Below are 21,743 nucleotides of genomic sequence, written 5' to 3' on the forward strand. Positions count from 1 at the left end.
AAAGTCTTTCTATTGCTAGACAGAAACAAATTCTTTTCTTAAGATTTTTTCTTGAGACATTCTATTACTCTTTGTACTAAACGTTGATCTTGGCAATAAGATCCTTCAAAAAAGAATGAACAAATGATGATAAAAACTCCCTATTATCTTATAGACAAATCAAAACTCATCAAAAATATGCAAACAATTTCTCGTTTACGGGAAATGTCAGGAGCAAAAATTTTGCTTGCTTTGAAATGTTTTGCCACATGGAGTGTTTTTGATTTAATGTCTGAGTTCATGGATGGAACCACATCATCATCTCTTTATGAACTGCGTTTAGGAAAAGAAAAATTTGGCAAAGAAACCCATGCCTATTCGGTTGCTTGGGCCGATCATGAAATTAATGAAACCTGTAGTTATGCAGATAAAATTATCTTTAACTCAATCCAACAGCTTCAACGATTTTCTGATGCAACAAAAACCATTCAACGAGGTCTAAGATTAAATCCGGGAATGAGTGCATCGAATTTTGATCTTGCCAATCCATCACGTCCTTTTAGTCGTCTAGGAGAAACAAACCAAAGTGCCATTAAAGAAGTTCTACCGCTCATCAATGGCTTGATGATCCATAACAATTGCGAGAATACTGATTTTAATCTTTTTAACCAAATGCTAAATCATATGGAAGAAAAATTTTCAGAGCTTTTTTCTGCCATTGACTGGATAAGCCTTGGTGGTGGAATCCATTTTACAGCTGAAAATTATCCTCTAGAAACTTTCGCTGAACGCTTAAAATGCTTTTCCAAAACCTACGGTGTCACTCTTTTTCTGGAACCAGGAGAAGCCGCTATTACCCAAAGCACCACCTTGGAAGTAAGTGTTCTTGATACATTGTATAATCAAAAGAATCTTGCCATTGTTGACAGCTCAATTGAAGCACATATGCTCGACCTTCTCATTTATCGTGAAAATGCCAAATTAGAACCCAATCAAGGAGAATACGAGATTATGGTTTGTGGAAAATCCTGTCTTGCTGGTGATGTTTTTGGAACATTTCAGTTTCCAAAACCTCTTAAAATAGGAGATAGATTGTCCTTTCAAGATGCAGCAGGTTATACAATGGTCAAGAAAAATTGGTTTAATGGTCTTACAATGCCTGCTATTGTTCTCAAAGAATGTGATGGTACTTTAACACTGCAACGCCAATTTACCTATAACGATTATCAAGAAAGTCTTTCATAAAGATAACCATAAAAGACGTCATACAACAGTATTAAAAAGGAGATGAACCTAGAATGAAAAAAAATATTCTCATTATTGGTGCTGGAGGTGTTGCACAAGTTGTTGCACACAAATGTGCTCAAAATAACGATATTCTTGGTGAAATTCATATTGCTTCACGCACACTCAAAAAATGCGAAGCAATCATTGCTTCTATTAGAGAAAAAAACGCAATGAAAGAACAAAGTGTTCTCAAAAGCCATAAACTCAATGCAATGAATGTAGAAGAAACTGCAGAGCTCATCCAAAAGACCAAATGCGAAATTGTCATTAATGTTGGTTCCGCCTTTCTTAATATGTCTGTTCTTTCAGCTTGCATCGAAACCAAATGCGCTTATATCGATACTGCCATCCACGAAGACCCTCTTAAAATTTGTGAAACGCCCCCCTGGTACGGTAATTATGAATGGCCACGGCGTCAAGAATGTGAAAAAGCTGGTATCACTGCTATTTTAGGGGCTGGCTTTGATCCAGGTGTCGTTAATGCTTATGCAGCATTAGCCCACAAATATTATTTTGATAAAATCACAGACATCGATATTATCGATATTAATGCTGGAGATCATGGGCGTTGGTTTGCTACAAATTTTGATCCGGAAATTAACTTCCGTGAATTTACAGGACAAGTATGGTCATGGCAAAATAAAAAGTGGACTTCTAATAAAATGTTTGAAGTCAACCATATATGGGACCTTCCCGTTGTCGGAAAACAAAAAGCCTATTTGACAGGACATGACGAAATTCATTCACTGTCTAAAAATCTTGATGTTCAAAATATCCGCTTCTGGATGGGATTTAGTGAACATTATATTACTGTTTTTACCGTTTTGAAAAATCTTGGTCTCTTATCCGAACAACCCATTAAAACAGCAGAAGGACAACAGGTTGTCCCGTTAAAAGTTGTAAAAGCTGTCTTACCTGACCCCTCCTCTCTCGCTCCAAACTACACAGGAAAAACCTGTATTGGAGATTTTATTAAAGGCAAAAAAGATGGAAAATCAAGAGAAATTTTTATCTATAACATAGCCGATCACAAACAAGCTTTTCATGAAACCAGAGCACAAGGCATTTCCTATACAGCTGGTGTACCAGCAGTTGCAACTGCCCTTCTCATTGCTACAGGTGAATGGGATATTAAAACTATGGCTAACGTAGAGGAATTACCGCCCCTCCCTTTCCTTAAATATCTTGATCATATGGGACTTCCCACCTTTATAAGAGAACAACAAGAGGATAAAAAATTACAATTTTAAATTTATCCTAGAGAATATAATCTCGATTTTTTAAGTTATCACAAAACCAATTAATAAAAACAAAATTAATATTTTCACGTAATTATGTTTTTGCAAAAACTCTTTAGTTATTCACTCTATTTAAGTAGCAACGCGATTTCTTAACAACCTTTAAAATTAACACATCATCATTTTAAGACATTACAAAAAATTACCAAAAGAACAGAAAGATAAAAAATTGATTTAATCACACTATATAATTTACTATTGTTATCAAATAGTATCATAAACAAAAATATTACTCTTTAAAAAAGAGTGATGTTTTATAAGTTTTTTTATGACTATTTTCATCCTCAACCTATGCCAACTATTAAACAATTCTATTTTTTTGAGAAAACTCCTTTTTGTACATATTTCATCATCATATACAACATATTAATTTATAATGATAAATTATATTTTAAACTTGAATCATAACGCCCAATCTTATAAGATCCTCTCATAATAATTTTCCTCACATTGAATTAATTAAATTTTTTATCTGTAAATCACAAGCAAAGCTAGCATATAAGTAAAAAACGATAAAATAAATAAAATTTTCTCTTATGAAACCTCTCAAATAATTAAAAAGCTTTAGCAATACTGAAGAATGGAAAAATATATGATAGTGCCAGCACGCACTTTTCTTAAACGTAACGATGATAGTGCATAGTGATCTTATTACACTCCACGAAGGTCTTTATAGTTATACCACTCACAAACATCATCGACGGAATAGCCCTCTTAGATTTTCCTTAAAACAAAACTCACAAATAAGCTTACACAACAAACCGTGCCCTGAATATTTCATCACACTATAAAAACACCTTTATATGTAAATTTTTATCTAGATAAAATATCACCACTCTAAATGATAAGCTTTTACAGCATCGCATAATAATCAATCAAAACAACACAACTGAAATCGAAAACAATAATTAATGGAAAGCATACAACATTCTATGAAATATCTCACACTATTAATTTTATTCCTTCTAAAGTATTGTTGACATGCTTCACAAATATTTACTGCCCTCTGCACCTTTTAAATATGAAGCGGTTTAGAAAATGTCGCTAAAGCTGCTTCACGCACAGCTTCTGATAAGGTAGGATGTGCATGACAACAGCGTCCTAAATCTTCTGATGAACCACCAAATTCCATTAAAACTGCAATTTCATGGATCATTTCGCCAGCACCAAACCCAAGGATATGTCCCCCTAGCACCCGATCTGTTTTTTTATCAGAAAGAATTTTCACAAATCCATTACTTTTTTGCATCGCACGTGCTCGTCCATTGGCCATAAACGGAAATTTACCCACATTGTATTCAATACCAGCAATTTTTAGTTCTTCTTCTGTTCTTCCTACACTCGCAATTTCTGGCTCTGTATAAACAACACTAGGAATAACATCAAAATTAACATGGCCTTTCTGACCCGCCAAAATTTCTGCCACAGCAACGCCTTCTTCCTCTGCTTTATGAGCTAACATTGGACCTTTTACAACATCACCAATTGCGTAAATTCCTGGAACATTTGTCTGCCAATTAGCATTAATTTCAACAAAACCACGTTCATCCAACTGAACACCCGCTTCTTGTAAACCAAGCCCCTCCGTATATGGAGAACGTCCAGTTGCAATGAGCACAACATCAGCCTCCAAAGTTTCAACCTCACCGCCTTTGATAGTTTTAAATCTCACCTGAGCCGTTGAGAGAGACTGTGTAATTGCTGTCACCTTTGCACCAATTTTATATTCAATTCCTTGTTTTTCCATTAAATTCTGAAATTGTCGTGAAACCTCACCATCCATTGATCCCAGAACTTTATTAAGATATTCAATAATAGTGACTTTAGCCCCTAAACGGCTCCAAACGGATCCAAGCTCTGAACCAATAACACCAGCCCCCACGATAATCATACGCGCTGGCACTTTTTCAAGTGAAAGTGCCCCTGTAGAAGAGACAATTGTCTTTTCATCAATTGCAACATTCACCCCTGGAATACCGGAACTCTCTGAACCTGTAGCAATAATAATATTTTTTGTTTCAATCGTTTGTTTATTACCATCTCTTGCAACAACTTCCACATGCCCCGCACTTAAAATTTTAGCTGCTCCCCAGAAAGTATCAACTTTATTTTTTTTCATCAAAAAAGAAATACCACTTGTATTGGCTGTCACCACAGCTTTCTTATGAACCATCATTTGTTCAAGATTAAGCTTAGATTTCCCAATAGAAATACCAAGCATTTCAAAACCATGTTGGGTTTCAGCAAATACTTCTGAAGCATGCAACAACGCTTTAGAAGGAATACAACCAACATTGAGACATGTTCCTCCTAATGTCGTACGTTTTTCAACAATCGCTACTTTAAGTCCTAATTGTGCCGCTTTTATTGCTGCTACATAACCACCAGGACCCGCTCCGATCACAACCAAATCATAAGACATCCGCTTCTCCTTTCATTCTAAAAACTGTATTTTACAAGTCAAGAACAAGGCGTTCCGGATCTTCTAAACTTTCCTTAACACGAACAAGGAAAGTTACAGCTTCTTGACCATCTACAATACGGTGATCATAAGAAAGTGCTAAATACATCATGGGACGGATCACAACTTGGCCCTCAACAACCATTGCTCGCTCTTTAATCGCGTGCATTCCCAAAATACCAGATTGTGGAGCATTTAAAATCGGTGTTGACATCAACGACCCATACACGCCACCATTGGTAATAGTAAAAGTTCCACCTTGCATATCAGAAACAGCTAATTTTCCATCACGTGCAAGACGCCCCAAACGACCGATCTCTTTTTCAATCTCTGCCAATGACATTTGATCTGCATCACGCACCACTGGAACGACAAGTCCTTTATTCGTTCCAACAGCAATTCCAACATTGACATAATTTTTATAAACAAGATCTGCTCCATCAATTTCAGCATTAACAGCAGGAAGTTCTTTTAATGCGTGACAAACAGCTTTAGTAAAAAAACCCATAAAACCAAGTTTAACACCATGTTTCTTTTCAAAAAGGTCTTTATAACGCTTGCGCAAATTTATCACCGCCGACATGTCAACCTCATTAAATGTTGTTAACATCGCTGCTACATTTTGCGCATCTTTAAGACGGCGAGCAATTGTTTGACGCAATTTCGTCATACGAACCCGCTCTTCACGTATTTCTTGAACAGGAGTTACCACAGAACTCACCACTGAGGAAGAAGGTGCAGGAGAACTTGCCCTTTGTTCTAATCCACCAAGAACATCCTCTTTAAGAATTTGTCCACGTTTTCCAGAACCTGAAATATCGCTTTTTGCAATATTATTTTCAGCCATTAATTTTGCTGCTGAAGGTGAAGGAGGCATTGTATTGCTCGAAATAGGCTTATCCAATTCAGATGAAATCACTGGAATAGGTGTAGCAGAAGGAGAAAATGATTGGGAGACACCAGCCTCCACTAATCCTAAAATAGCACTCACTTCAACCGTATCGCCTGCTTTTGCAATGATTTCAGATAATTTTCCTGCAACAGGAGAAGGAACTTCAACTGTTACCTTATCAGTTTCTAATTCAACTAAAGGCTCATCCATAGCGACAACTTCGCCAAGTTTTTTAAACCATTTGCCAACCGTTGCTTCGGTAACCGATTCGCCTAAAATAGGAACACGGATTTCAGTAGTCATAATATTTTTCCATATATTCAGAGTAGTAATAAATTAAGAACCTAACGCGTCTTTAAGAAACGCAGCCAATTGTTCAAGATGTTTCACCATTAACCCAGAGGCTGGTGATGCACTCGCAGGACGTCCTGCATAACGAACACGTGAATATTGCGCATTAATATGCGTCAAAACCCATTCCAAATAAGGCTCAATAAATGACCAAGCCCCCATGTTTTTTGGTTCCTCTTGACACCAAAAAATTTCTGCCTGCAAAAAGCGCGACAACACATTTACCAAAACTTTTGCAGGAAAAGGATAAAGCTGTTCAACGCGAAGGAGATAAACATCATCGATACCCTTTTTTTCACGTTCTTCATAAAGATCGTAATAAACCTTACCTGTACAAAGAACGACGCGACGAATTTTATTATCTTTCTGCAACTTAACGACAGAATCTTGAAGACATTCTGCATCATCAAACAACACACGACGGAAACTTGTTTCTGGTCCCATTTCATTGAGAAGCGAAACAGCCCGTTTATGACGTAAAAGTGACTTCGGTGTCATCAAAATCAATGGCTTACGGAAATCACGCTTAATTTGTCGACGCAAAATATGAAAATAATTTGCGGGAGTTGTACAATTAGCAACCTGCATATTATCTTCCGCACAAAGTTGAAGAAACCGTTCTAAACGTGCTGAAGAGTGCTCCGGTCCTTGTCCTTCAAAACCATGAGGCAATAAACACACAAGACCAGACATACGAAGCCATTTACGCTCTGCAGATGAAATAAATTGATCAAAAATAACCTGTGCACCATTCGAAAAATCACCAAATTGTGCCTCCCAAAGTGTTAATCCTCGTGGTTCAGCAAGCGAATATCCATATTCAAAACCAAGGACAGCTTCTTCAGAAAGCATAGAATTAACAACTTCATAAAGAGCTTGCCCTTTTTGTAAATGATTCAAAGGAATATAGCGTGTTTCATTCTCTTGGTCATAAAGAACTGAATGACGTTGTGAAAAAGTTCCACGTTCAACATCCTCACCGGAAAGACGAACCGGTGCTCCTTCCAAACAAAGTGAACCAAAAGCTAAAGCTTCAGCAGTTGCCCAATCAACATCTTCACCGGTTTCAAAAATTTTAGCACGGTTGTTTAAAAAACGCTGAATGGTTCTGTGAACATGAAAATCTGCTGGAACTTCGACAAGTTTTTGACCTATTTCTTTTAAAGTTTTTAATTCAACGCCCGTTGTTCTAAGATGTTGTTCATCAGCATTACTAAAAGCTTTAAGTCCTGTCCAGCTTCCATCAAGCCAATCAGCCTTATTAGGCTTATAAGAAGTACTTGCTTCAAATTCACCCTCAAGCTTATCGTGCCACAACTTTTTTTGTTGCTCAATCTCTTCTAAAGTAATCATTCCTTCTGCTACCAGTTGGTCACTATAAAGCTGAAGAGTTGTTTTATGATTACGAATTGCCTTATACATAAGCGGCTGCGTAAATGAAGGTTCATCACCTTCATTATGCCCATAACGACGATAACAAAACATATCAATGACTACCGGTTTATGGAAAATCTGACGAAACTCTGTTGCTATTTTTGCAACAAAAACAACAGCCTCAGGATCATCACCATTCACATGGAAAATTGGTGCATCAATCATTTTTGCGACATCTGATGGATAAGGTGAAGAACGTGAAAAACGTGGAGCTGTTGTAAATCCAATCTGATTATTGATAATAACATGAAGTGAGCCTGCAACACGATAACCTTTAAGACCTGAAAGACCAAAAGTTTCCTGAATAACACCTTGTCCTGCAAACGCAGCATCACCATGAATAAGCAATGGTAGCACTTTTGAACGCTCACTTAATGAGAGCGAATCAGTATGCATAGATTTCACAAGTTGATCTTGTTTAGCACGCGCTTTTCCCATAACAACTGGATCAACAATCTCAAGATGAGAGGGATTAGCCAAAAGTGATAAATGAACTTTATTCCCATCAAAATCCAAATCAGCGGTAGTTCCTAAATGATATTTAACATCACCTGATCCCTCTACATCATCAGGCTTATAAGATCCCCCTTTGAATTCATGAAAAATAGCTCTATGTGGTTTGGCAAGAACTTGTGAAAGAACATTTAAACGACCACGATGTGCCATTCCTAAAATAATTTCCTGCACCCCTAAAGCACTGCTATATTTAATAATCTGTTCAAGAGCAGGAATAAGCGCTTCACCACCGTCGAGTCCAAAACGCTTTGTACCTTTATATTTAGTGTCTAAAAATTGTTCAAATCCTTCTGCCTGAATAAGCTTATTCAAAATAGCTTTCTTGTCCTGTTGTGTAAAAGAAAGTTTTTTATCGCGCCCTTCAATGCGTTCTTGAAGCCATGCCTTCTGAACTGGATCAGAAATATGCATATATTCCACACCAATTGTTGAACAATAGGTACGATTGAGAATCTCAAGCATTTGTGGAATAGTTGCATATTCCAACCCTAAAACATTATCAATAAAAATAGGCCGTTCGTAATCAGCAGAAGTAAAACCATAAGCTTCTGGAGAAAGTTCCTTATAATCTTCTAATTTTTCCGCTAATTGAAGAGGATCGAGCCGTGCACGAAGATGCCCCCGTGCTCGAAATGCACGAATCATCATAATTGCATGAACAGAATCACGCGTTGCACGAATAATATCTTGTTCACTGCAAATCTTGCCTTTTTGTGCAATACCTATTACAGCTTTTTCCTTTAATTTATCACCAAGATATTTTTCAAGAGAAGACCAATCACCATCAAGAGCAGAAACCAACTCACCACCCGCCTTTAATGGCCAATGATCACGTTGCCATGTTGCTCCTTCAGCATTTTTAAGAATATCTTCTTTGTTATCATGAAGACCTTCAAAAAAAGCACGCCATTGCGAATCAACACTGGTTGGATCTTTTTCATACTGAGCATAAAGTTGATCTATATAAGTCGCATTTCCACCATAAAGAAACGATGTCTGTGCAAAAAGACTATTTATCTCGTCCTGTCTTGCCATATGCCTCTCCGAACATCTATTCCATCTCCTTCTATCTCTTTTCAACCTTTAAATGCTTACAAAGCAAATGATGGTTCGAATATTCAAAAAATTTTTTCCTTTTTATATTCAAGCTTTTTCACCTGAATATTAAGAACACATTCTCAATTCAGGTGAAATTTTCTTTTAGCCTTTCAAAACTGACATCAAAGTCTTACCTATCTGTGATGGCGAAAAAGACACATGAATCCCTGCAGATTCCATTGCCGCAATTTTATCTTCTGCTCCACCTTTACCACCAGAAATAACAGCACCAGCATGTCCCATTGTACGTCCTGGAGGAGCCGTACGACCAGCAATAAAGCCAACAACTGGCTTTTTACGACCTTTTCTCGCTTCATCTTGCAAAAACTGCGCTGCTTCTTCTTCAGCAGAACCACCAATCTCACCAATCATAACAATAGACTGGGTTTCATCATCTGCTAAAAACATTTCCAACACATCAATAAATTCAGTACCCTTAACAGGATCACCACCAATCCCTATAGCAGTCGTTTGCCCAAGACCTTCCTGACTCGTTTGAAAAACTGCTTCATAAGTCAAAGTTCCCGACCGGGAAACAATCCCAACAGAACCTTTTCTAAAAATAGAACCAGGCATAATACCAATTTTACATTCATTTGGCGTGAGAATACCAGGACAATTAGGACCAATAAGACGAGACTTCGAATTTTCTAAGCGCGCCTTCACTTTAACCATATCCATAACGGGAATACCTTCCGTAATACAGATAATTAAACGAACTTCAGCTTCAATAGCTTCTATAATAGCTGCCGCAGCTCCTGCAGGAGGAACATAAATAACGGAAACATCCGCACCCGTTTTGTCTCTTGCTTCTGCAACACTAGCGAAGATAGGAAGAGTTTCACCTTTTGAACCCTCCCATATTTCTCCACCCTTTTTAGGATTAACACCACCAACCATTTGCGTACCATGATAAGCAAGCGCCTGTTCTGTATGAAATGTCCCTGTTTTTCCTGTAAGCCCTTGAACTAGAACCTTTGTCTCTTTATTCACAAGAATCGACATCGCTTAAGCTCCCTTCACGGCTGCAACAATTTTTTGAGCAGCATCATCTAAATCATTAGCAGGAATAACATTCAAACCACTATCATTGATAATTTCTTTACCTTGCTCAACATTAGTACCTTCAAGACGAACAACCAAGGGAACCTTTAAACCTACCTCACGAACAGCAGCAACCACACCTTCAGCAATGACATCACAACGCATAATACCACCAAAAATGTTAACTAAAATGCCCTTAACATTTGGATCGGCCGTAATAATCTTAAAAGCAGCTATCACCTTTTCTTTTGATGCTCCACCCCCAACATCCAAAAAATTTGCCGGCTCAGCTCCATAAAGCTTAATAATATCCATTGTTGCCATAGCAAGCCCCGCACCATTGACCATACAACCAATTGTCCCTTCAAGAGCAACATAAGCAAGATCATGCTTTGACGCTTCAATCTCTTTTGGATCTTCTTCTGAAAGATCGCGCAATTCTACAATATCTGGATGACGAAACAAAGCATTGCTATCAAAAGAAACTTTTGCATCAAGAATGCGCAAATGACCATCTTTCATCACAATAAGCGGATTAATCTCTAAAAGGCTCATATCTTTTTCACAAAACGCTTTATAAAGAATCGGAAAAAGTTTTTCACCATCTTTCCGTGCACTATCGCGCAAATTCAATGCATCACAAAGTTTTTCACAATCAGCAGAAGTAACACCCTCGCCAGCATCAATGGGTAACATGCATATTTTTTCTGGCGTCTCTTCAGCAACTGTTTCAATATCCATTCCACCTTCTGTTGAAACAACGAAAGCAATCTGACCAATGCTACGATCAACTAAAAGTGAAAGATAAAGTTCCTGTTTAATATAAGCACCATCTTCAATATAAATACGATTGACCTGCTTACCTTCTGGACCTGTTTGTTTGGTTACCAAAATTTTCCCAAGCATTTCTTGAACATTGGCAACAACTTCTTCAACGGAGTGTGCAAGCCGAACACCACCCTTTGCATCAAGATCAAGTTCTTTAAACTTACCCTTGCCACGACCACCAGCGTGTATCTGACTTTTAACCACATAGAGAGGCCCAGGTAATTTTTTCGTCCATTTTTCAGCTTGCTCTACAGAATAAACAGCAACACCATTTGCAATTGGTGCTCCATATTCATGAAGTAAACGTTTAGCTTGATACTCATGGATATTCATGCATTTGTCCTTTTCTTTTATGGATTATTACTAATTCCAATATTCTAAATACTTTATTTAAATGAACTAAAATTTGTTCAATTTATTTGAGACTAGGCACAAGAGCAATACAAGCTTCACAAAGCTTTTTAACCGCATTTACTGAACGATCAAAAGCGTCTCTTTCCTCTTTATCAAGATCAATCTCAATGACCCGCTCAACACCACCTGCACCAAGAACAACAGGGACACCAACGTAAGTATCATTAATTCCATATTCCCCTGAAAGATAAGCTGCAACAGGCACAACGCGCTTAGCATCTTTTAAATAAGCTTCAGCCATAGAAACAGCAGAAGCTGCGGGTGCATAATAAGCAGAACCTGTTTTTAACAAACTAACAACTTCTGCACCCCCATCACGAGTACGTTGGATAATTTGATTAATTCTTTCTTGTGTTGTCCAACCCATTTTAACAAGATCAAGCAAAGAAATACCACCAACTGTTGAATAACGCACGAGAGGTACCATTGTATCACCATGCCCGCCCAAAACAAATGCTGTTACATCTTTAACAGAGACTTTAAATTCCTCAGCCAAGAAACGGCGAAAACGCGCTGAATCAAGAATACCAGCCATACCAACCACTTTATGGTTAGGAAGACCTGAAAATTTCTGCAATGCCCATACCATTACATCAAGGGGATTTGTAACACAAATAACAAAAGCTGAAGGCGCATATTTTTTAATCCCAGCTCCAACTTGTTCCATAACTTTTAGATTAACACCCAAAAGATCATCCCGGCTCATACCAGGTTTCCTGGCAACCCCTGCTGTTACAATAACAACATCAGCACCTTCAATTGCTTCATAAGTATTTGTACCTTTTAAATTGACATCAAAACCATCAATGGGTGAAGATTCAGCAATATCAAGAGCTTTACCCTGTGGTATACCTTCTGCAATATCAAATAAAATAACATCACCAAGCTCTTTAAGTCCAATAATATGTGCTAAAGTACCACCGATCATACCTGAACCAATGAGAGCTATTTTTTTTCGTGCCATTTCATTTTTTCCTAACCTTTAAATAATTCAGTGCACACTCACCAACACCTGTATACTGAATATTTTTAACTTCAACCATATTTAAATAATATCATAAAAAGGAGTAAAAAAATGAAATTTACAAATTTCTCTCCTTCCAAAAACAACAACCCTCCACAGAAACAACTATTAGAAAATTATCATGATGTATCGATAAAGTGAATTTAAAAAAAATACAACAGAATTATTACATTTATTTAATTTCAAAGAGTTATTATTTTTAAATTTTACGTAAAAGTATAAAGTATAATCAACGTTTCTTCTTCAAAAGAAAATGCTCTTCCCAAAGTTTCAAATAATCATGGCTTTGCATTTCAAAAAGCCGTGACTGTATTCTTTTAAACTCAAATGTTTCCGCGATTTGCGCACACCCTTCATACAAATTCTCCACATCTGCCGCTGCCGACATAAATAATCGTACATGACGTTCATAAAGAATATCAATAAGAAAAATAAAACGTTTTGTTTCATTGCGACATGTATCATTCATAATTGGTACATTATCGATAAAAATCGTATGACAATGCTTCCCTAATACCAAATACTCAGCTGCTGCCAAAGGCTTTGCACACAAATCTCGATAATCAAATCGTGCACAACCCGCACAAAAACGCGGAATAGGAATAAGGCGTCCTTTTATAGAAAGTTCATCAGATATCTCCTTATGTCCTTGCAATACAAATGCCCATGCTTGATCCATGTATTCATCTGCTTTTTTCCCTAACGGTGTTACATACACAGGCTGTATATTTGATTTTTCAAGACGATAATCTGTTTTTGCATCAAGATTAATAACACAAACATATGCTTTCAAAATTTGAATAAAAGGCAAAAAGAGTTCACGATTTAAACCATTGTAATAAAGATTATCCGGCGCCACATTTGAAGTTGCAATAAAGAAAACTCCCTTATCAAACAAAGCAGAAATAAGTCGTCCCAACACCATAGCATCAGCAATATCTGTTACACTAAATTCATCAAAACAAAGCACTTTTACTTCTCGTGCAAGATCTTCAGCCACAGCTAAAATAGGATTATCACGTTTAGACTTTGCACACCCAGATGCTTGACGATAAAAATTAATACGATCATGCACATCAACCATAAAATCATTAAAATGAGCGCGCTTTTTATGGCTTTTTGGCAAACAAGAAAAGAACAAATTCATCAGCATAGTTTTGCCCCGTCCTACTTCACCATAAATATACAATCCTTGGAAAGAGCTATTTTTATCCTCTTGTTTTGCAATACAAGCAAAATTTTGTTTTCTCCTTTTAAATATTCTTTTTAAAAAAGACCAAAATATCCAAAACCAAGGACGAGAAACATTTTGTTCCAAAATTTTTTTTAATAAATGATCAAAATTCTCTGTTACTGCTAATTGAGCTGGATCAAAACAAATTTCCCCTTTAGAGACCAGCTCCTTATAGCGTATTGAAACGAGATCCATTTAAACAACCTTTTTCAAACCGCTCTCAATCAAAAATACAAATTCTTTTCACGAATCCATTCACATATCTTATTTTCATAAATAATTAAAAATGATCTAACGGCTTAAAACAACTGGACGATCATCAAGTGTACGCCCTTCAAATCGACCAGCACTTGCAGAATAAAGAACAACGATAACGCGTCCAGAGTTATTATAAAAATATAATCTTTTTCCTTTAACAGCCCACGATCTCACTTGAGAAACAATTCCTGGACAGTGTAAAGGACCAGCACGGTATCCTTGTCCAAATTTTGTTTGTGGTGTTGCAATCCGACAAACTTTACCCCCCATTGAAAGATTCCATACCCCAGCAACACTTGCAGGAAATAAATCAGTGGCATCGCTCGGTAATTCAAGACTAGCCATTCGTCCATCACTTTGAGAATCTCCTTTCTCATCCATCAAAGTGCTTGCATTTTCAGATATCGACGAAGAAGGAGATGACAGATCAGAAACTTCCAATGTTGTTATTTGTCGAGATGGATAAAAAACTTCTAATACGTTACTACTGTCATTGTTATCAAACCGCGTTGTGGAACATCCTTCTAAAAACATTACCGTTAATATTACAATGAAAAACGAAATTTTTGAAACCGACATATCTATCCTCTCTCCCACAACAATAAACTCAAGCAAACATATGTTATAGTTACAAAAATAAATTAACAAATTAAAAAAAACAGGCTTTAAATTACTTATTTTTAAACAAAATAATTTATATCCCTAGTTTTATATTTATTAAACACTAGAAATTTATAAGATTTTCAGTCATATATCTCTTAATAATTAATCATTAGAAATAGAGAACTTTCATGAAAATGCCATTTAGCAAAATGGATGGTCTTGGAAATCAAATTATTGTTGTTGATATGCGTGAAAGCACACATGCTCTTACACTACAAGCAATCCTTTCTTTATCGGCAAATCCCGAAATGCATTTTGATCAAATCATGGCTATCCACACACCAACCCAGAAAGAAGCTGACTTCCGCCTTGAAATATGGAATGCTGATGGTTCAAAAGCTAAAGCTTGTGGCAATGGTACCCGCTGTGTCATTGCATGGCTTACCGACTACAATTTTGGAGAAAATTTTCGTTTGGAAACTTCCGCTGGAATTATTGAAGGAAAACGTCAAAATGGCAATCTCATCTCTGTTGACATGGGATGTCCAAATTTTAATGCAAAAGATATGCCTGTTTCACGTGAAATATTTGATACCAATCACGTAGAAATTATCGCAGGTCCTTTAAAAGATGCTTGTCTTATATCTATTGGCAATCTTCATGCTATCTTCTTTATTGAAAACGATATTCAATGTCTTCCATTAGAAAAATATGGACCAAAACTTGAACATGATCCCCTATTTCCAGACCGGTGTAATATTTCCATTGCTTGCATAACGTCAAAGAAAAGTCTAAATTTACGCACATGGGAACGAGGAGTGGGATTAACACAAGCATGTGGGAGTGCTGCTTGTGCAAGTGCGGTGGCTGCTTATCGACGTGGTCTTACGCAACGCCATATTGATGTAAACCTACCGAAGGGAGTACTTAATATTTTTTACCGAGAAGACGATCATATTATCATGACAGGACCAATAAGATATCAATTTAGTGGTTTCTTAAACCCTTTAACAGGATGCTACAAAAAGGATCACTCTTTATGGCAATAGAAATTGTAACTTTTGGTTGTCGACTTAATAGCTACGAATCGGAAATCATTCGCAAAGAAAGCGCCACTTCAGGGCTAGGACAGCTCAAAGGTGGTGCTATTATCTTTAATACCTGTGCTGTCACTGCCGAAGCTGTACGACAAGCAAAACAAGCTATCAGAAAAGCGCGACGTAAAAATCCCCATGCGCGTATTATTGTAACAGGATGTGCAGCCCAAACAGAAGCACAGAATTTTTCCTCAATGACAGAAGTTGATCTTGTTTTAGGAAACGAAAATAAACTTCACGCCTATTCTTATCGTCAACTTCCTGATTTTGGTATTAACCATTCCGAAAAGGTGCATATTAATGATATCATGGAAGTGCGAAAAATTGCTCCACATATGGTGAGTGCAATGCAAAAGCGCACCCGCGCTTTTGTACAGGTACAAAATGGATGCGATCATCGCTGTACATTTTGCATTATTCCTTATGGACGTGGACCATCTCGTTCTGTTCCTATGGGTGCTGTTATAGAACAAATTAAAAAGCTGATAGATGAGGGTATTCAAGAAGTAGTCCTTACAGGTGTTGATCTTACAAGTTATGGTCACGATTTACCTGGAAAAACAAACTTAGGAAAATTAACTTCAGCTATTTTGCATCATATTCCTGACTTAGCACGCTTACGCCTTTCATCGATTGACTCTATTGAAGCAGACGAAGAATTCATAAATCTTTTAGCCTACGAAAAAAAGATCATGCCACATTTACATTTATCCTTGCAAGCAGGTGATAATATGATTTTAAAACGGATGAAACGGCGACATTCGCGTGAACATGCCATTCAATTTTGCCAAGAATTGCGTGCTAAACGTCCTGCAATAGTTTATGGTGCCGACTTAATTGCTGGTTTTCCTACAGAAACAGAAAAGATGTTTCAAAACAGTCTTGCTTTGATTAAAGACTGTAATTTAACCCATCTCCATGTTTTCCCATTTAGTCCAAGAGAAGGAACACCTGCAGCGCGAATGCCACAAATCAACCGTAAAATAGTTAAGATACGTGCTGAAAAATTGCGTAAAGCAGGTGAGAAAGCTTACCAAAATCATCTTGCTAATTTACAAAACAGTCAACAAACAATTCTTGTCGAAAAAGATGGAATTGGACGAACAGAAGATTATACTCTTGTACAAGTTAAAGGCGCAAAAGCAGGAACAATTATTCAAGCCCTTATCATTGGCCATGATAGCAATAAATTAATTGCTGTCCTTCCAAAATTAAACGCTGCTTGAGCAGGAAAAATCTTATGGCAAAATCTCTCATAAAAAAAATATTCTCTTTTAATAAATCTAAAAAGCAGGAAATGGAACAAGTTTCTGTAGCTGATAAAGGTGATATAAAGGACAAAAATAAAGGAACAAAAAACAACCAAAGTTCTATATCTACAGAAAAAAAGCAACAAACAAAAAATCAAAATACAGTAGCCACAAAATGCAATGAAAAATTTCCTTCTTTAGAAGCCCATTCTGATAAAATTCCCCTTTCTGGTAAAATTATTGTCACAAATACCATCCATGAAAAAAAGAATAAAGAAACTTTATCTGACCCCTCTGTTGAACAAAAAAAGATAGCGTGGCTTGGACGCCTTAAAAAAAGTTTATCCCTTTCTTCACAACGTCTAAGTGGATCTATTGGTAACCTCTTTGTTCAAAGAAAACTTAATGAAGATACATTGCAAGAGCTCGAAGATATCCTTATCCAAGCTGACCTTGGTGTCGAAACGGCAATGCATATCACGAATACTTTGGCTTCCAATCGTTATAAAAGAGATCTCTCCCCAGACGACATTCATGTTATTGTAGTTGATGAGATCAAAAAAATTCTAGAACCTGTTGCAAAACCACTCGAACTTGATCTCAACCATAAGCCTCATGTCATTTTACTGGTAGGTGTAAATGGCACTGGAAAAACGACAACTATTGGAAAACTTGCAGCTAAACTAAAAGAAAGAGGATTAAAAGTTATGCTTGCAGCTGGTGATACGTTCCGATCCGCAGCTATTGAACAGCTGCATATTTGGGGTGAACGTACTGTTTCTCCTGTTTTTTCAACAAAATTAGGTGCAGATGCCGCAAGTTTAGCTTTTGACGCTTATGAAAAAGCAAAAAAAGAAAACAGTGATGTATTAATTATTGATACAGCAGGACGTCTACAAAATAAATCTGAATTGATGGATGAATTAGCAAAAATTATTCGCGTTTTAAGAAAACACACTTCTCAAGCACCCCATACAATCCTTCAAACGCTTGATGCAACCACTGGACAAAATGCACTCAACCAAGTGGATATTTTCCGTAATATTGCTGGTGTTAATGGTTTAGTTATGACAAAGCTAGATGGAACCGCACGAGGAGGAATTCTTGTTGCTATCGCAGCAAAATATAAATTACCCATTTATTTTATCGGTATAGGAGAGAATGTTGAAGATCTTCAACCCTTTTCTGCTTCTGACTTTGCCGAAACTATAGCAGGAAAACATGCATGAAATTGCCTTTATCTAATCCTAATTCACACAATAATTCTGAAAAAAATATGAATGATAATAAAAAAATCCCTATCTCTCCAACACTTAAGTTTCTCTTGGAAATGGGTCCATTGGTTACCTTCTTTTTTGCCAATTATAAAGGAGAATGGTTGATAAAAAACGTTGAATTTTTTCAAAACTTTGACAAACCTATTTTCCCTGCAACAGCTATTTTTATGGTAGCGATTATTATTTCTCTAAGCTTATCATGGATTCTTGCAAGACAAATTCCTATTATGCCTCTTATTTCAGGAATATTTGTTTTAGTTTTTGGTTTTCTAACTCTCTGGCTTCATAATGAAAATTTCATAAAAATGAAACCAACAATCATCAATAGCTTATTTGCTTTTATACTTTTTAGTGGAATGTTTTTTAAAAAATCACTTTTACGTTATGCTCTTGATTCTACCTTAAAACTTGATGATTTAGGCTGGAAAAAACTTACTTATCGTTGGGCATTTTTTTTCGTTTTTCTCGCTCTTTTGAATGAAATTATTTGGCGAAATTTCAGCGATAATTTTTGGACAAACTTCAAAGTATTTGGTGTTATGCCTATAACAATCCTTTTCATGCTTACCCAAATGCCTCTCATCATAAAACATTCAAAAGAACTTCTGACAGAAAAGGACAAATCTAATTCTTAAAAAATTCACCACTATAGATTGTTTCTACAAATTTATCACCAAGCCCTGTTCAGGAGAAAAATATGTTGATTGAACAGTTTATTTGTCGAGAAGATAATTTTGCTGTACTTATTCATGACGAAAAAAGCGGGATAACAGCCGCAATAGATGCTCCTGAAAGCAAAGCAATTCACAATATTTTAAAGCATCATAATTGGACACTTAACACTATTTTTGTGACTCACCATCATCACGACCACGTAGAAGCTTTAGCAGAATTAAAACAAGTTTACAATTCTATAATTATCGGACCAGAAAAAGAAAAAGAAAAAATTCATCATCTTGATCAAACACTTCAACCTGATGAAAAGCTCTTTTTTGGTTCTCATGCAATTTTAGCTCTTTCAACACCTGGCCACACGCTAGGAGCTCTATCCTATTATTTTCCTGAAAAAAAATTACTGTTTGCAGGAGATACACTTTTTTCACTTGGTTGTGGACGTCTTTTCGAAGGAACAGCTGCACAAATGCTAAATTCTCTAAAAAAACTTCGTAAACTTCCCGATGAAACACTCCTGTATTGTGGACATGAGTACACAAAAAACAATGCTCTCTTCGCATTAACAATTGATCCGCATAATAAAAAACTCCACCAAAGAGTCGAAGATGTTTTTTTATTGTGTGCAGAAAACGCCATGACTTTACCTGTCACTCTAGGGAAAGAAAAAACAACAAATCCCTTTCTTCGTTGGGATAATCACGCAATAAGAAAAAAACTTTCAATGAACAATGCTACAGATGAAGAAGTTTTTGCTGAAATTCGAAAAAGAAAAGATAATTTTTAGTCATCCTTCTACATTTTTCGTAAACAAAAACTCGTAAATATTAAAAAAGAGAATAATCTCACACAAAAAGATTCTATTGTTTCTTACTTGGCACTTTAAGAAACATTAAACATTCTTGCAGATGAAGAAAATTCCACTTATTAAAAAAACATTTTACTTTTACATAATAAAGCTAATTGTTTAAAAATTCTTTTTAGAAAAACTGATTAATTTTGTAAACGTCGACAAATTTCATCTAATTGTTCTAATGAAGAATAATGTATTTTTAAATCTCCACCTTTTTTATTATGCCGAATAATAACTTTCATTCCGATCACATCTGCAAGTAAATTTTCTAAAGATTTTGTTTCTGCATCTTTTTCTATAATAGTACGTTTTTTAGTTTTATGATCAGCTTGCTCATATGCAAGTATTTCTGTTTGACGTACTGAAAGCCCTTCACGGATAATTTTTTCAGCCAAATTTTGTGGATTATCAACGGTTATAAGACAACGCGCATGACCTGCGGAAAGTTGCCCATCGGTTAAAAGTTGTTGTACTTTTTCTGGAAGTTTTAACAAACGAAGCGTATTTGCAACATGACTACGACTTTTTCCTATAACTTGTGCTAAATCTACCTGCGTATAACCATGTTCATTTAAAAGCATCTCATATCCTTTTGCCTCTTCGATAGGATTAAGATCAGCACGCTGAACATTTTCAATAATAGCCAATTCCAAAGCGGTTTTATCATCCACATCACGAATAATAACCGGCAATTGACTTAAATTTACACGTTGTGCAGCTCGCCAACGTCGTTCACCAGCGATCAATTCAAACCGATGAGGATGATCTTTTAAAGGTCTTACAATGACAGGTTGAACTACACCATGCTGACGAATTGACTGTGCTAAATTATCAAGCTCTGCTTCAGTGAAATAACGTCGCGGATTATGAGGATTACATGAAATAGATTCAAGAGGAACAAATTGTTCAGAAATTTTACCTGATACAGTCAATTTATCAAAACTTGGTGAACGAGCAAGATCGTTTTTTAAATTTATATCTCCAATCAATGCTGCCAATCCACGTCCTAATCTTTTTTTTGATAGATCATCATTCATAACTTTACTCTTTGAGTTTTTAGATTATTTTTATATTTCTAAGCAGCAGCGCGTGCTTGTTTTTCACGTTGAATCATTTCAGATGCTAGACGCAAATAAGCTTGGCTACCAGCACATTTGAGATCATAAAGCAATACAGGTTTACCGAAAGAGGGAGCTTCTGATACTCTTACATTTCGTGGAATAACAGTACGATAAACTTTATCTCCCATAAAAGAGCGTACATCTTCAACAACTTGATTTGAAAGATTATTACGTCCATCATACATTGTTAAAACAATGCCTTGTATTTCTAAAGATGGATTAAGTACGGATCGCACTTGTTTTACTGTTTCAAGTAATTGGCTCAAACCTTCAAGTGCTAAAAATTCGCATTGCATGGGAACCAGAACGGAATCTGCAGCCCCCATAGCATTAAGTGTAAGAAGATTAAGAGATGGTGGACAATCAATTAAAATATAATTGAATTTTTTTTCCATTTCCAGATCATCATAGAGAGATTTGCGTAAGCGTTGTATGCGATCTTGCGACGAAGAAATTTCCATTTCCACACCTAAAAGATCAAGTGTAGAAGGAACTATATAAAGATTAGGGACTGCTGTCTTTAAAGCTGCTCGTGTAATTGAAACTCCCGAAACTAAAACATCATAAGAAGATAAAGGACGGCTATTACGATCAATTCCTAAACCTGTACTCGCATTACCTTGTGGATCAACATCCATAATAAGAACATTTTCACCAATAGCTGCTAAAGCTGTTGCGAGATTAATTGCTGTGGTTGTTTTTCCGACTCCACCCTTTTGGTTTGCCATAGCGATAATTCGTGTTTCGCTCAT

Annotated in this window: 17 protein-coding genes; 7 read left to right on the forward strand and 10 right to left on the reverse strand. The window is 36.4% G+C overall.

From position 1 onward, the window contains the following. Positions 1–126 precede the first annotated feature (126 nt). Together GGR08_RS00670 and GGR08_RS00675 are read left to right on the forward strand one after the other, a co-directional pair. A complete protein-coding gene (locus tag GGR08_RS00670; protein ID WP_183193640.1) occupies positions 127–1,224 on the forward strand; it encodes a carboxynorspermidine decarboxylase in 1,098 nt (365 codons plus the stop codon). A 53-nt stretch (positions 1,225–1,277) separates the two neighbouring features. Then, entirely contained in the window at positions 1,278–2,516 is a 1,239-nt protein-coding gene (locus GGR08_RS00675; protein ID WP_183193492.1) for a saccharopine dehydrogenase family protein, read from the forward strand. Between the two features lie 1,063 nt (positions 2,517–3,579). Here the strand turns inward: GGR08_RS00675 and lpdA are convergent. From lpdA to GGR08_RS00715, 8 genes are all read right to left on the reverse strand, one after another. Continuing rightward, the gene (gene lpdA, locus GGR08_RS00680) at positions 3,580–4,986 is read right to left on the reverse strand and encodes a dihydrolipoyl dehydrogenase (protein ID WP_183193493.1); all 1,407 of its coding nucleotides are present in this window, start codon (positions 4,984–4,986) and stop codon (positions 3,580–3,582) included. Positions 4,987–5,017: 31 nt separating this feature from the next. Next, the gene (gene odhB, locus GGR08_RS00685; RefSeq protein ID WP_183193494.1) at positions 5,018–6,220 is read right to left on the reverse strand and encodes a 2-oxoglutarate dehydrogenase complex dihydrolipoyllysine-residue succinyltransferase; all 1,203 of its coding nucleotides are present in this window, start codon (positions 6,218–6,220) and stop codon (positions 5,018–5,020) included. 33 nt (positions 6,221–6,253) lie between these two features. Continuing rightward, positions 6,254–9,253, reverse strand: coding sequence for a 2-oxoglutarate dehydrogenase E1 component (locus GGR08_RS00690; protein ID WP_183193495.1), 3,000 nt, complete (start codon positions 9,251–9,253; stop codon positions 6,254–6,256). Between the two features lie 165 nt (positions 9,254–9,418). Beyond that, positions 9,419–10,321, reverse strand: coding sequence for a succinate--CoA ligase subunit alpha (sucD, locus tag GGR08_RS00695; RefSeq protein WP_183193496.1), 903 nt, complete (start codon positions 10,319–10,321; stop codon positions 9,419–9,421). A 3-nt stretch (positions 10,322–10,324) separates the two neighbouring features. After that, the gene (sucC, locus tag GGR08_RS00700; RefSeq protein WP_183193497.1) at positions 10,325–11,521 is read right to left on the reverse strand and encodes an ADP-forming succinate--CoA ligase subunit beta; all 1,197 of its coding nucleotides are present in this window, start codon (positions 11,519–11,521) and stop codon (positions 10,325–10,327) included. An 82-nt stretch (positions 11,522–11,603) separates the two neighbouring features. Then, positions 11,604–12,566 (reverse strand): malate dehydrogenase, encoded by a 963-nt coding sequence (mdh, locus tag GGR08_RS00705; protein WP_183193498.1) that lies wholly within the window; start codon positions 12,564–12,566, stop codon positions 11,604–11,606. Between the two features lie 289 nt (positions 12,567–12,855). Next, complete coding sequence (zapE, locus tag GGR08_RS00710) at positions 12,856–14,055, reverse strand: cell division protein ZapE (protein ID WP_183193499.1); 1,200 nt, start codon at positions 14,053–14,055, stop codon at positions 12,856–12,858. A 96-nt stretch (positions 14,056–14,151) separates the two neighbouring features. Continuing rightward, a complete protein-coding gene (locus GGR08_RS00715; RefSeq protein ID WP_183193500.1) occupies positions 14,152–14,697 on the reverse strand; it encodes an AprI/Inh family metalloprotease inhibitor in 546 nt (181 codons plus the stop codon). 212 nt (positions 14,698–14,909) lie between these two features. On the opposite strand from GGR08_RS00715, the gene dapF reads away from it, so the two are divergent. From dapF to gloB, 5 genes are all read left to right on the forward strand, one after another. Next, entirely contained in the window at positions 14,910–15,770 is an 861-nt protein-coding gene (gene dapF / locus GGR08_RS00720) for a diaminopimelate epimerase (protein ID WP_183193501.1), read from the forward strand. After that, positions 15,761–17,044, forward strand: a complete 1,284-nt coding sequence (mtaB, locus tag GGR08_RS00725) for a tRNA (N(6)-L-threonylcarbamoyladenosine(37)-C(2))-methylthiotransferase MtaB (RefSeq protein ID WP_183193502.1) — start codon at positions 15,761–15,763, stop codon at positions 17,042–17,044. Before dapF ends, mtaB begins: the two co-directional genes overlap by 10 nt. Before the next feature lie 14 nt (positions 17,045–17,058). Continuing rightward, on the forward strand, positions 17,059–18,297 hold the full coding sequence (gene ftsY / locus GGR08_RS00730; protein ID WP_183193503.1) for a signal recognition particle-docking protein FtsY: 1,239 nt from the start codon (positions 17,059–17,061) through the stop codon (positions 18,295–18,297). After that, a complete protein-coding gene (locus GGR08_RS00735) occupies positions 18,294–18,980 on the forward strand; it encodes a septation protein A (protein WP_183193504.1) in 687 nt (228 codons plus the stop codon). Before ftsY ends, GGR08_RS00735 begins: the two co-directional genes overlap by 4 nt. 62 nt (positions 18,981–19,042) lie before the next feature. Beyond that, the gene (gene gloB, locus GGR08_RS00740) at positions 19,043–19,804 is read left to right on the forward strand and encodes a hydroxyacylglutathione hydrolase (protein WP_183193505.1); all 762 of its coding nucleotides are present in this window, start codon (positions 19,043–19,045) and stop codon (positions 19,802–19,804) included. A gap of 206 nt (positions 19,805–20,010) precedes the next feature. Here the strand turns inward: gloB and GGR08_RS00745 are convergent, their stop codons facing one another. Both GGR08_RS00745 and GGR08_RS00750 read right to left on the reverse strand, forming a co-directional pair. Continuing rightward, positions 20,011–20,907 carry a ParB/RepB/Spo0J family partition protein gene (locus GGR08_RS00745; protein ID WP_183193506.1) on the reverse strand — a complete coding sequence of 299 codons (897 nt, stop codon included), beginning with the start codon at positions 20,905–20,907 and terminating at the stop codon, positions 20,011–20,013. A gap of 38 nt (positions 20,908–20,945) precedes the next feature. Then, complete coding sequence (locus GGR08_RS00750; protein ID WP_183193507.1) at positions 20,946–21,743, reverse strand: ParA family protein; 798 nt, start codon at positions 21,741–21,743, stop codon at positions 20,946–20,948.

Source organism: Bartonella fuyuanensis (genome assembly GCF_014197255.1).
Lineage (GTDB): Bacteria > Pseudomonadota > Alphaproteobacteria > Rhizobiales > Rhizobiaceae > Bartonella > Bartonella fuyuanensis.